The sequence below is a fragment of the Paenibacillus ginsengarvi genome (genome assembly GCF_003626695.1).
Taxonomy (GTDB): domain Bacteria; phylum Bacillota; class Bacilli; order Paenibacillales; family NBRC-103111; genus Paenibacillus_AB; species Paenibacillus_AB ginsengarvi.
This window is the reverse complement of the sequence record NZ_RBAH01000048.1, coordinates 22,025-34,571: the sequence shown is the minus strand read 5'-3', so window position 1 is coordinate 34,571 and position 12,547 is coordinate 22,025. Positions and strand designations below refer to the sequence as shown.

Annotated in this window: 10 protein-coding genes, 2 pseudogenes and 1 other annotated feature (1 of these 13 only partly in view); of the genes and pseudogenes, 2 read left to right on the top strand and 10 right to left on the bottom strand. The window is 58.9% G+C overall.

Translation table 11 applies throughout. The annotated features are described in order from the left end of the window. Positions 1-192: 192 nt before the first annotated feature. The 3 genes from D7M11_RS34920 to D7M11_RS34910 form a co-directional block, all read right to left on the bottom strand. Complete coding sequence (locus D7M11_RS34920; RefSeq protein ID WP_120751895.1) at positions 193-528, bottom strand: DUF4870 domain-containing protein; 336 nt, start codon at positions 526-528, stop codon at positions 193-195. Positions 529-751: 223 nt separating this feature from the next. Then, positions 752-3,844, bottom strand: a complete 3,093-nt coding sequence (locus D7M11_RS34915; protein WP_120751894.1) for an AAA family ATPase — start codon at positions 3,842-3,844, stop codon at positions 752-754. Then, positions 3,841-5,013 (bottom strand): exonuclease SbcCD subunit D, encoded by a 1,173-nt coding sequence (locus D7M11_RS34910; RefSeq protein ID WP_120751893.1) that lies wholly within the window; start codon positions 5,011-5,013, stop codon positions 3,841-3,843. Before D7M11_RS34910 ends, D7M11_RS34915 begins: the two co-directional genes overlap by 4 nt. Before the next feature lie 331 nt (positions 5,014-5,344). Here D7M11_RS34910 and D7M11_RS34905 point away from each other — a divergent pair, with 331 nt between their 5' ends. After that, positions 5,345-6,223 carry an NAD(P)H-binding protein gene (locus D7M11_RS34905; RefSeq protein WP_120751892.1) on the top strand — a complete coding sequence of 293 codons (879 nt, stop codon included), beginning with the start codon at positions 5,345-5,347 and terminating at the stop codon, positions 6,221-6,223. 116 nt (positions 6,224-6,339) lie between these two features. Here the strand turns inward: D7M11_RS34905 and D7M11_RS34900 are convergent, their stop codons facing one another. From D7M11_RS34900 to D7M11_RS34875, 7 genes and pseudogenes are all read right to left on the bottom strand, one after another. Continuing rightward, positions 6,340-7,662, bottom strand: a complete 1,323-nt coding sequence (locus tag D7M11_RS34900; protein ID WP_120751891.1) for an ABC transporter substrate-binding protein — start codon at positions 7,660-7,662, stop codon at positions 6,340-6,342. A gap of 58 nt (positions 7,663-7,720) precedes the next feature. After that, positions 7,721-7,912 (bottom strand): hypothetical protein, encoded by a 192-nt coding sequence (locus tag D7M11_RS36830; protein ID WP_168928339.1) that lies wholly within the window; start codon positions 7,910-7,912, stop codon positions 7,721-7,723. Positions 7,913-7,939: 27 nt separating this feature from the next. After that, positions 7,940-8,068: pseudogene (locus tag D7M11_RS38235) on the bottom strand (alginate lyase family protein); the annotation flags it as partial. Between the two features lie 46 nt (positions 8,069-8,114). Then, positions 8,115-8,855 (bottom strand): annotated as a pseudogene (locus tag D7M11_RS34890) (alginate lyase family protein); the annotation flags it as partial. 14 nt (positions 8,856-8,869) lie between these two features. Further along, positions 8,870-10,060, bottom strand: coding sequence for an enolase C-terminal domain-like protein (locus tag D7M11_RS34885; protein ID WP_120751889.1), 1,191 nt, complete (start codon positions 10,058-10,060; stop codon positions 8,870-8,872). 32 nt (positions 10,061-10,092) lie between these two features. Then, positions 10,093-10,800: an RraA family protein gene (locus D7M11_RS34880; RefSeq protein ID WP_158607001.1), complete on the bottom strand. Its 708-nt coding sequence runs from the start codon at positions 10,798-10,800 to the stop codon at positions 10,093-10,095. Positions 10,801-10,832: 32 nt separating this feature from the next. Next, positions 10,833-11,564 carry an SDR family NAD(P)-dependent oxidoreductase gene (locus tag D7M11_RS34875; RefSeq protein WP_158607000.1) on the bottom strand — a complete coding sequence of 244 codons (732 nt, stop codon included), beginning with the start codon at positions 11,562-11,564 and terminating at the stop codon, positions 10,833-10,835. A gap of 111 nt (positions 11,565-11,675) precedes the next feature. Between D7M11_RS34875 and D7M11_RS34870 the strand changes: the two genes are divergently transcribed. Then, positions 11,676-12,458, top strand: a complete 783-nt coding sequence (locus D7M11_RS34870) for a helix-turn-helix domain-containing protein (protein ID WP_120751886.1) — start codon at positions 11,676-11,678, stop codon at positions 12,456-12,458. A gap of 70 nt (positions 12,459-12,528) precedes the next feature. After that, positions 12,529-12,547, top strand: a binding site (T-box leader) (it continues 239 nt past the right edge of the window).

Below are 12,547 nucleotides of genomic sequence, written 5' to 3'. Positions count from 1 at the left end.
AACATCAAACGAATGATCAAAGCGATAGCATAAGGGATGAAAGGTCCCTTCAAAATCAGGCCAAATTCTATAAAACCGACAAAATGGGTTGAGGATGTTGTCCTCAACCCATTTTGTCAACAGCCCCATCAGGGCGGGGGTGTTCTCGTTTTGCTTAGGTGCCGTGCTTTAACAGAAATTATCGTCTTGACTTTACTTCAAAATTTCGAACTGGCCGATTACCGGCAGCGGCTTGCGCTGACCGCCTGCGGCATTGATGATGCCGAGTACGACAAAAACGAAAACGATCAGATTGCCGAGCGGGAGAATGATAAACCAGCCGAGAAACGGGATAATTTGGCCGACGATATTGACGCCAAGCGCCACCAAAAACAAAATCAGGCCCTGGTTCGCGTGGTACATCGCATACTTCGAATCTCTAGCCGCCAGCAGCGGAATAAAGAAAATCAAATAAGCGAGTATGGCCATCACTTTGTTTTTCTCGATATCGGCGCTATCGTCACTGGGAGTGTACTTATCAGAACTCATCCGTACATGCCTCCTTTCCTTGTCGGGTGGCGAAAATTGTAAAATAAGGTCGTACCGTATGTATTGGCGATCCGCACTCATTTTCCTGCCGGCCTTCAAAATAATCATATGCGCAAACGCCGCTCTCATGCCGGAGAGAGAGCCGCTTTGCAAGATTTGCCGCGAGGGGGGATGACTGTCCTGTCCCATCCGGCGGATTCCAGCCGCCGACCGGAAGCCTGCGTTACTTCAGCACGATCGACGTGCGGCTGAAGCCTTCCTTCGTCTTGCGCACCTCAAGCACCGCCGGGAAAGCGTCCTTCAGCTCCTGCACGTGGGAGATGACACCTATCATCCGGCCTGCGCGCTGCAGGTCGACAAGCGTCGCGATCGCTTTGCCCAGCGATTCTTCGTCCAGGGAGCCGAAGCCTTCGTCGATAAACATCATCTCGATCGAGACGCCGCCCTGATGCGACTGGATCACATCGGTCATCCCGAGTGCCAGACAGAGCGAGGCGCCGAACTTCTCGCCGCCGGACAACGACTTGACGTCGCGGTTTTGACCCGTATAGGCGTCGTAGACATCGAGCCCGAGGCCGCTTTGTTTGCCGCGTGTCTCCAGCCGGTCGCTGCGCTGGAGCATATACTGCCCGTTCGACAAGCTAGACAGCCTGCTGTTCGCGGCATGAAGAATCTGCTCCAAATATTCGATCAAAATGTACCGCTCGAACGATAGCTTTAACGCATTGTCCCCTTTGATCATCTGGTACAAATCCATCACTTGCGTCAAGCTCTCCTCCAGCCGCTTTAATTTATCCTGCGCCGCCTCAATGGCCGTTTGGAGCCGCTCCGCTTCATGCCGGAACCGGTCCGCCGTCTGCAATTCGTAAGCTGTCCGCTCCAGCTCCTGTTTCAGCTCGGCGAGCCGCGTCTGCATCGCGCCGGTATCGGCCGGCAAGCTGCCGGCAAGATCGCCCGCAAGCTCCGCAACCTGATGCTCGAGCGCCGCGAGCGTTTGACGGAACGTATCGATCTGCTGTCGCATAGCCAGCCGCTGCGCCTCGTCCAGTCTTGCCGCTATGTAGTCATTCGGTCCCGGGAAGCCGCTCTTCTCCAGCTCAAGCCGGAACCGCTCTCCGGCGTCGCGAAGGTTCGCCTCCGCTTCCCCCGTCTGCGCGATCGCCTGCGCCGCGTTCGCCTGTTCCCCGGCAAGCCGGGTCTCCGCTTGCTGGAGCCGCTGCTGCGCCGTTTTCCAGGCTACCGCCAGCCGCTCGGTCAGATCCGCCTGCGCCTTCAGACGCTTGTCCAGCTGCTCCGGCGAGCGCAGCTCCTCCGGAATGCGCTCCAGCTCTTTCTCGAGCACCGACTGTTTGGTGCTGCTGTCGACGACGAGCTGCTGCCGCCGCGCAAGCAGCCCGTCCTTCTCCTGCTGCTGCCGATCCAGCTGGCGGTCGAAGTCGGCAATCTCTTCCCGCATCGTTTGAAGCGCGGCCGCCAGCCGCTTCAGCTCGTCCGTCTCGGTCCGCTGCCGCTTCCCTGCCGCCTCGACCTGCGCATACTGCCCGGCGAAGTCGGCCTCCGCAATGCCGAGCTCGGCCATCTCCGCCGCGTTGGCGTCCATGCCGGAGCGGGCTGCCGCCGCCTGCGCCTGCGCCGCGCCCAACTCCTGCTCGACATGGCGCAGCGCCTCCTTCGCATGCTGCAGCGTATCGCGGCTCGGCACCGCTTCCCCTGCCGCCGCCTTGTCCGGATGCTCCATGCTGCCGCACACCGGGCAAGGCTTGCCGTCGTGCAGATGGGCCGCAAGCAGGCCGGCTTGCCCTTCGATCCATAGCGACTCGAGCCGGTCGTGCTCGGCGCGCACGCTCCGCAGCTGCCGCTCCAGCTCGGCCCCGGCGCGGGCCGCTTCGCCCATCCGGCCGCCCATCTCGATCAGCGCCTTCAGCAGCTTCGCCTTCTGCCGCAGCCGCTCGAGCGCCTCCAGCCGCTCCGGCAGCGCGACCGTCCGCGTCTCCGCCGCCGCGAGCCGCTCCTGCGCCGCCCGCTTCGCCTCGCGCACGCCGGCGAGCTGCGCTTCCGCCGCCTCGACCGCGCGGCCGGCCGCCTCCGCTTCGCGCCTCAGCCGCTCCGCCTCGCGCCGCTGCTCGCCGAGCGCGCGCACCGCCGGCGCCAGCTCGCGGAGCCGCTCCAGCTCGCGCTCCGCCGCCTTGCGCTCCGGCTCGCGCGCCTCCTCGGCGCCGAACGCCGCCTTCGCTTCCGCGTGCGCCCGCTCCGCGGCCGCGGCCGCTTGCCGTGCCGCCTCCTGCTGGCGCCGCTTCGCTTCGGCGTTCTGCGCCGCCTTCGCCGCCTGCTCCGCGTACGGCTCGAGCCGCGCCGCCTGCTCGGCGAGCCCGAGGCGCCGCTCCAGCTCGGCGACCGCGCCGGTTTGCCGCTCCAGCTCCGCAAGCTTCGCCCGCTTCTGCTCCAGCTCGGCGAAGCGGCCGTTCAGCAGCAGACCGGCGCGCAGCTCCTCCTCCTGCCGTTCGAGCATCGCGGTGAGCTCCAGCTTACGCGCTTCACCCGTCCGTGCCAGCTCGGCATAATAATCGCGCTCCCGCGCCAGCCCTTCCGTCACCTGGGCGGCATTATACGCCGGCTGGCGGAACGTATCCGCGAGCGCGCTTCCTTCCCGCTCCGGCATCGTCTCCCGCGCCTGCTTAAACAGCAGCTCGGTCTGACCGCCCGCTTCCCGGTGCAGGGCGCCGAGCTCGCGATGCTTTTGCTGAAACCGCTCCTCCAGCTTCTGATACAGATCGGTACGGAAAATGCGGCGCAAAATCGCTTCCTTGTCGTCCGTATCCGAGGTGAGCAGCTTGCGGAACTCGCCCTGAGGCAGCATGACGATCTGACTGAACTGGTCTTTCGTCAGCCCGAGGATCAACTCGATCTTGGCGTCGACGTCCTTGACGTGAAACCGGTCCACGCACGGCGTCTCCTGCCCGTCTGTCGTTTCGTACAGCTCCGCTTTGCCCCCCGTCTCGCCTTTGTTCGTTCCTTTACGATGCGGCATTTGGCGGAAAATACGGTATTTGCGCGCGGCCACGGCGAACTCAAAATCGACGGAGGTATGCGTATCGTCGCCGGCAAAATGGCTCCGCAGCATGCGCGTTTCGGCACGATCCTCGCCGCTTGCCGCACCGTACAAGGCGTAGCAGATCGCGTCGAATATCGTCGTTTTGCCCGCGCCGGTATTGCCCGATATGGCGAACAGCTTACGGTCCTCCAGCTTCGCGAAGTCGATTGTCTCCTCGTCGCGGTAAGGCCCGAACGCGTACATGGTCAGCTTGAGCGGTCTCATACGGCATCCCCCTCCTGTCTCAGCAGCTCCCCGTAAACGTCCGCAAACATCCGTTTCTTCTCGTCGCCGAGCGGCCCGCCCTTCACTTCCTCGTAAAAGGCGGCGAACAGCTCAACCGGATCGGCCTCCTGCCTGCCCGGTCTGGCCGTGCCGCCATCATCCCCCGCTTCCGGCGCGGCAGCAAGCCGGACCGGCCGCCGCTCGACATACAGCGCATTCGGATAGATCGCCCGCACTTTCTCCATCGGAAACAAAACCGGATTTTCGTCGGTCAGCGTGACGAACACGTAATCGTCGCACAGATCGTGCGACTCGATCTCTTCGATCGTGCCGCTTACGCGGCGCATGTCTCTGAGCGGAACAAACTCTTTTCTATGTAAGGCTGCCTGTCCTTGCCCGTCCAGCTCCACGATGTAGAAGCATTTCCGGTGCGTTTCTTCGGATATCGAATATTTGAGCGGCGAACCGGCGTAACGGATGTTTTCCTGCTGCACGTAATGGGCCTGATGCAAATGACCAAGGGCCGTATAATGAAACGGCTTGAAGTAGTTCGCCTTCACATGCTCCGCCCCGCCGATCGAGAGCGGCTTCTCCGAGTCGCTCGTATTGCTCTGCGGCTCGCCGCCCGGCGTCACGAAGGCATGTCCGACGAAAATATGGCGCGCCGCCGGGTCCATCGCCGCTTCGATGCGCGAGACGATTGCGGCCATCGCGTCGTCGTGCGTCCGGATCGCTTCGTCCCCGTACAGCGTCCGGACCATAGCCGGGTCCGCGTAGGGGATCAGATGAACGTGCACTTCTCCGAACTCGTCCTTCATCACGACCGGCTTCGGCTCCGCGCGAAGCTGCCCGACCAGGTGAAGCCCTCTTCCTTCCATTATACGCGTGCCGAAATCGAGCCGGTCCGGGCTGTCGTGATTGCCGGAAATCGCCAGCACCGGCGTATTCAGATCGATTACGATCCGCTCCAACAGCTCGTCCAGCAGGTCGACCGCCTCGGTCGGAGGAACGGCTCTGTCGTACAGATCGCCGGCGATGATAACGGCGTCGGGGCGCTCCTCCTGAATCGTCTTCACGAGCTGTTCGAGCACATATTTCTGGTCTTCCGTCATATAAACGCCTTGCACCAGCTTGCCCAAGTGCCAGTCGGCGGTATGTATAAATTTCATAGATCGGTAGCTTCCTTTCGGCATTAGAACGTTTTGTGCAAATCGCAGCCCTGACGTTCTGGCCGCCTATGCTAAATTCGCTCCGCAAGGGCGCAATTCCTGTCTAATTGTTCAAAATGTTCCATGCCAAATGCTGCTATCCGCGCCGTCCGAGCCGCAACGCGAGCGTGAAAACCGCCTGTTATTTTTGCCCCTGCAAAGGAAAACGGCCGGGAAAGAGAGAACTGTTACTCCATGGATTACGTAACTTTATTTTAGATGAATCCTAGAGAACGTGAAGGAATGCGTCAAACGCTCGAAACAATCGACTGAGGAAGGACAGGTAAGCACTATGAACATACTCGTACTCGGGGGAAGCCGGTTTTTCGGCAAACGATTGGTACAGCAGCTCGTGAAGGACGGACATGACGTTACGGTTGCTACGCGGGGACAGCGGGGACTTGACTCCCTTGGCGGAAAAGTGTTCCAGACGATCGTCGATCGGAGCGATCTGAACGCGATGAAGCTTGCCTTTGGCGGGCGTCCGTTCGACGTTGTCTACGACCAGCTCGGCTTTACTCCGCAGGACGCCCGGATCGCCGCCGAGGTGTTCGTGGGCCGCATCCGGCGGTTCGTTTTTACTTCCAGCATGGCCGTTTATGATTCGTCGGAAGAGGTATTAAGCGAGCGCGCGTTCGATCCTCATGCGTACTCGCTCGATCTGACCAAAGACAGCTACAGTTATAAAGAAGGAAAGCGGCAGGCCGAGGCCTATTTCTATCAATACGCGCCGTTTCCGGTTGCAGCCGTGCGGCCTCCCTTCGTCATAAGCAGCGACGACGACTACACCGGCCGGTTTGCCTTTCACGTCGGCAAATTGCTGAACCGCGAGCCAATCAGCTTGGCGGGCTCCGCCGACGTCAGCTTCGTGGCCGCGGACGAGCTCGCCGCCTTTATGAACGACATAGGAACAAAGTCGGACTATGTCGGCCCCATCAATGCCAGCAACACGGGCTGGATGGATACGGAGCGGCTTACGCGGACGATCGCAGACCTGCTCGGCGCTACGCCGATTTTTGCCGATGCGGCGGAGGAGAAGTCTCCTTACTGCATAGGCGAAACGCTGCGACTGTCAAACGAGCTGGCGCGCTCGATCGGTTACGCGTTTCAGCCGCTCGAGAGTGTAATCGAGCGGCTGATTCGGGAAATGAAGGAGCAAGGCGGACAGTAGGAACGTCCGCTCCACCTTTGCGGTTCGCGTTCCTATTCGGCGAAAGTCGGCCGTTCAAACAGCCGTTTTCACGCCGAACGATCAGGCGCCCGGCCGATCTCCCCGTTTGATTTTCATTACTTCTTTCTTTTCTCCAGCTCGGATGCGATCATTTTGTCGGCGGCTTCCTGCGCCTGTCGAAGCGCGGTATTCACGTCGGCTTTTTGCAAAGCGACGTTTTTGCCGGCTTCTCTTAGCTGCGCCCTGGCAAAGTCTACGTCGAATTCGGACGGAACGCGCAGCTTGGCGGGGACCGTTTTGAATATGCCTTCGATATGTTTTCCCTTCAGGCTTTCCAGATCGGCGCCGAACCCTTTCGTCATTTCGGGATTCGCCAGCGCCGAAACCCGGCCCGACCGGCTGACGAGCGTCTGCACCTCATCGGTTAACACCTCTTTGACGACCCGGAACGCCTGCTCCTTATGTTTGCTAAGCTTTGAGACGGCAAGCAGATGCACGTCCACCTCTCTCCCTTTTCCGAGCGCTTCCTTGTAATTCGGGAACGAGGCTACGTCCCAATTGATGATATCGCCCTTCTTATGCATATCTTCCAATTTGCCGATAAATTGATCCAGCCACGTGGCGAACATGGCCAGCTTTTTCTCTTTAAGAAATACGGCCGTGCCGTAGGAGTAAGTATCTTTGCCGGTAATATATCCCGGAATTTCGTACATTTGCTTCATCGTATTCAGCACTTTTCGCCACTGCTCGTTGTCCAGATTCGCTTTGCCCGTCTTCGGGTCGACGTAATCGATCGTTAGTCCGCCGCCGATATTGTCGGGGAAGCCCGGATCGAATCCGACGTAGTCGACGCCCTGGTCCTGGCGGGTCAGCTTGCGGGAAAGCTCGGTGATATCGTCCCACGTCATCAAATCTTTCGGATAAGTAACGCCGAACTTATCGAAAATGTCTTTGTTGTACAGCAGAGCGGCGACGTTAAGCGAAAACGGCAGAGCGATCGTTTCTCCTTGCCCCGCGTACGAACGGATCGCGTCCATAACGACGGGCTGAATGCGGCTGGCGTCGAAGCTTTGCTCTTTCATCAGGCTGCTTACATCTTGAATGACATCCAGCTTTTTATACCGGAATAAGGACACGTTGCTTGTGAATACAAGATCGGGAAACGAGCCGGACGCAACCAAGTCCTCCGGACTCGAGCCTTTCCCGTCACGCACCAGTTGAATCGTAATGTACGGCAGCTTCTTTTTCAAAGGCTCGACGAAAAAGTTTTGAAATTCGGCATCCGTCAATTGAACGCCTTGCACATATAAGGAAAGCGTCGTAGGCGTCGTATTCTCGGCGGCCGCATTCGTTTGCAGCTTGTTATCCGGCTTCGCTCCGCAGCCGGCGACGGAAAAGGCCAGGCCCGCTAAGGCTAGCTTTGTTAGTAACCGTTTCATCTGGAATGTCCCCTTCTTCGGTTTGTAGTTCGTTCCTCCATTTTGACTTTTACGCTTGTTATACGCTCGTCAGCCAAGCCATCCACTCCGTCAAAGGCCTTTGTGCGCTCAAGCGCCGGGACGCGGAGGACAGCTCGGGGGAACCGTATACAGTCGCCGCTCTTCGCATAAGCGGAATCGCCATGACGGTTATGCCGTCATCGATATTTTCCCATGTCCATTCCTTCTCACCGGCCAAATACGGAGCCAAAAAGTCGAACCCCCGCTCCATGCCGCGGCCGTCTTCGGTCCGATAGCGCCACAAGTCTTCGCCGATCGCCTCGCCACAGCGAGCTAAGGCCGCAAACGCGCACAAACCATAGATGGAATAATGAAGCGAGCGGTTCCGCCTGAGCTCGCGGTGCAAACTGCCATCCGGAGAAATGCACGCCGAGTTGCCATTTGGCGCGTTCCATCATCGTCTTAGCCCGCCTCAAGTCCCCGCAATAGATGGAAAAGGCGGCTATTTGGGCGGCGTACCAGGAACCGTGATTATCGGTTGCGGCAAATTCCGCTTTTCCCGCCGGGCTTTCCAGCAGCCAGTCCGTATAACTGGAGAACCAACGCTGGAGCCCCTCGTTGTCGGCTGGAGTCCAGCTGTCCGACAACTTCAGCAGGTTGACCGAGTCCAGCAGCTCGATCAGCTGCACCCCCTCGATGATGCCGATCGGCATCCCATCGTAAACGCCTGGAAGAGCGGACGCAAAGCCAAAGTTCGGGTTCATCCGCGTTTCGGGGTTTAGAAACCAAACGCGCAGCAGCTCGGAAGCTTTAATCGCGTATCGCTTTTCTCCCGAATGAAAATAGGCCAGAGCCAAAGCGTTTACACGAATACGCATATCAAAATAAGGCTTCAAATCATACCGCTCGCCGGTTACCTCCGGATTGATGCGTCCGTCGATGCGGATGTAAGGCATCCCGTCCGGCGTTTCCGGATCGGGCCAGGCGTATTTCCCGATGGAGTAAAAATCATGCTTATCGCCGGACGGAGGGACGGTCCCTTTGTCGACCACGGAACCGGGCTTCAAGCCGAGATAACCGTCCGCCTCCTCGAGCAGGGAGCGGTAGGCCGGCAGCAGGCCCGGTTCGCCGAGTTTTATTTTGTCGCGGATGCCTGCCAGCTCCCTGTAGCCCAGATGAATGAACGTCTGCATGGCGCGAACCTCCTCTAATAACCGCCGATCGTCGGAAACCAGTCCGGCCTTCGCGGATCTTGGTGAAACCTTGCGTAATAGTCGCCTTTCTCCTCGTAATAGCGCTCGTACTGTGCCATCTTCTCTTCGTCCAGCTCTACGCCGAGTCCGGGCCCGGACGGCACCCGGATGGAGCCGTTTTCATATTTCATCAGGCCGCCTGCGATAATGTCGTCGGTCAGGTGGTGATAGTGCGCGTCCCCGGCAAAGGTCATCGAAGGAATCGTGGCAGCCGTATGCAGCATGGCTGCGAGCTCAATCCCGAACTCGACCCCGCTGTGCATCGCCACGCCGAGCTGGAACGTATTGCATACCGCCACCAGATCTTTCACCCCGCGCAGCCCTTCCCAGTAGTGGATATCGGTGAGCACAATGTCCACAGCCCCCATCCGGATCGCCGGACCGAGATCGTCGAATTTGTTCGGGTACATATTCGTTGCAAGCGGGATTCTCACTTGATTGCGGACGGCCGTGTTGCCTTCGAGTCCCCAGGCGGGGTCTTCGTAATATTCCAGCCCGAGCTGCTCCATCCGTTGACCCATCCGGATCGCCGTCGGCACGGACCATGCCCCGTTCGGGTCGATCCGCAGGCCGAACGAATCGCCCAGCCGCTTGCGGCACAGCTCCAGCACGCGCACTTCCTCCTCCGGCTCCATGACGCCCGCCTTCAGCTTTATGGACGTAACGCCCAACTCCTGATGCAGCCGCTCGCAGTAATCCGCCATCTCCTCGGCGCTGCTATCGTCGCCCCCGCCTTCCCGGTCATACCGCCAAAACAAGTAGCCGATCATCGGGATGGCGTCCCGTACTTTCCCCCCTAGCAGATCGTGAAGCGGACGTCCGGTCGCTTTCCCCTGAATATCGAGACACGCCATCTCGATCGCGGCGTACAGTCTCGCATTCGACATATAATACACGCTTCGGAGCACCTTCAATTTGATCAGCTCCAGCGAGAACGGATCGAGGCCGATTATTCTTGGCTTCAGCTTTAGCAGCGCCCCCCGCGAATCGCCGCCCCCCACTTCGCCGAGCCCGACAATTCCTTCGTCGGTAATCAGCTCAAGCACGGTGCGCATAAAGTATCCGGGGTGAACGCCCGTGCTGTGCCGAAGCTGCGCCGTCGTCGGAATGGCGACGCATCTGACCCGCATATCGATAATTTTCACGCGGCTTCCTCCTTTCTCTTCCTGGGTGGCTTTTACAGCTTCCCGTATTTTTTGTAAATTTGCACTGGATCGGCCCCCGTGGCGAACTCGGCGCGCGCCCTGTTTTCGGTCGCAACAAGCTCCTCCGTTCGCTCCAGCACCTCGACCGCGATCGCCTTCGGCACGACGATAACGCCGTCCAAATCGCCGAACATGAAATCCCCCGGATGAACCGGCACGATGGAAGTAAGCGCCCCGCGCAGCCCGATCGGAATTTGCCAGTCGTAGTAGCTCCAGCGCATGTACGCCTCGACCGGATTCTGGTATGTGCAGAACACCGGGAAATCGTCGCGGAGCAGGAAGCCAGTATCCCGGCAGCCGCCGTCGATTACCGCGCCGACAACCCCCGACGCTTTGCCGAGCACAGCGTTCATCTCGCCGTAATGGGCGGCCTGCGTATCCATGCTGCAATCGCGCGTATCGACGAGCGGAACGCCGAGCGCTCTCATCTCGTTGAACAGATGGATCCGTCGTGTGCGCAGCTCCTCGTCGCCTTTAATATCCGGAATGCCTTTGATCGTAAAGGCCGGGCCCGCCAGCATCATATCTTGCCGAACCGGCTTAAGTGCGGTAGCCAGCGCCTGATGCGGATAGCCCATATGGTCGAGCACATCGTAAACGGCCCCCGTATACAACTGTTTGTAACGCTCGATCAGCTCCGGCACCGGTACGCCGTACTCATAGTTTTTTGTATAGTCCATGCAGCATCCTCCTTGGTTCGTCTCCATCTTAATTAACCTTTAATAATGAGTCCTCCGTCGACGGGGATCGTCACTCCCGTTACATAGGCGGAAAGATCGGAAGCCAAATACAGAACCGTTCCTACGACATCCTCCGGCACGCCGATCCGGCCGAGCGGAATCGCCGCGATCGCTTGCTCCCGCGCCCCGGGGGCATTCAGTCTGTCCCGGTTGAAGTCCGTTTCGATGGAGCCGGGAGCTATGCAGTTCACCCGCACTCCGTATTCGGCCAGTTCCACGGCGAGCGCCCGCGTAAACGATTCGATTCCGCCTTTGCAGGCGATGTAGCAGCTGTCGTTCGCGAAGCCGAGCCGGGCCCGGACGGACGAGACGTTGACGATGCTCCCGCCTCCGCGAGCGCGCATATGGGGAAGCGCTTCCCTCGTGCACAAATAATGGCCTTTCAAATTAACGCCCATCGTTTCGTCCCAGAACGTTTCCTCCAGCTCGATCAGCGGCTGCCGGTACGTCATTCCCGCGCAATTGACGAGAATATCCACACCGCCGAACCGCCTTCCGATCCGGTCAAAGCTACTCTTTACTTGATCGCCGAGCGCGATATCCGCTTCCAGAACGAGCAGCCGCTCCTCGTCGCACGGAATATTCGGCGGCTTACAGTCCGTATCGATGACGGCGACTCGTGCGCCCATTTCCAGCAAAGTGACGGCAACGGCTCTTCCGATGCCCCGCCACCCGCCGGTGACGACGGCGACTTTCCCTTTCAACTCCACTGTTCTCCCCTCGCTTCACGATTCATTGTAAAAGAAACGTATACAAGAACGAATGCAGCATATTAAACTATTTTATATACATTTTTGCAGGAAGGGGGCGTCCTCGTGTGGGAGAAGGTGAAGCCGCACAACGTCGTTCACTACTACTTCGGCGCTTCCATGAACAAATTCATGCTGGAGTCGGACAGCTATGCCCACTGGGTGATGCTGGCCCCGGAGGAAGGCGCATTCCGTTACTCGATTCTCGAGAAGGAGGAAGAAGCCGTCTTCGGACAAGTCGTCCTCTGCCCTCCGGGTGCGACGCTTTGGCGCGAGGTCAGCACCCCCGCGCTCTCGTTCCATTTCGTCGAATTCCAATGGCCGGAGCTGGAAAGCCTTCAGCCGGACAAGATGGGTAACGTTCCATACGGCGCCGTATCCATTGCCGACAAGATGAGGCTGCTCTCGACCTACGACTACTTAAAACGCTCCTCCTCTGACAAAGACTTGTCTTCGCACTATGTGTTCGACCTGCTGCTCCTCTGTCTCGATTCAATGCGGGCGGAGGAAAAGGCGCTGCAGCCGATTGACGGGCTCATCAGCAAAATCGCCGCTCACATCGAAGAACACGCGGCAACGGCGATCAAGCTGGAGGATATCGCCGCAGAATTCGGGCTGACCCCTTCGCAATTGACGCGCAGATTTCAGGCCGCTTACCGAAAAGGGCCGGCGCAATATTTGACCTCGGTCCGCATCCATAACATCAAGGAGCTGCTCATGCATACGGACCATACGATCGACACGATCGCGCAGCTGACCGGCTTCCAGAACGGATTTTATATGAGCCGGGTCTTTACGCAGCAAACGAAGATGAACCCGTCCGAATTTCGCAAAACGCACCGGATCTGAGTCGCTGTGTCTTCCTCCGATTGACATTCGTCCGCCGTTGGTGTATAAATGGACTTAATTGAATTGTCTGTTACATTCGTTGACGAGAA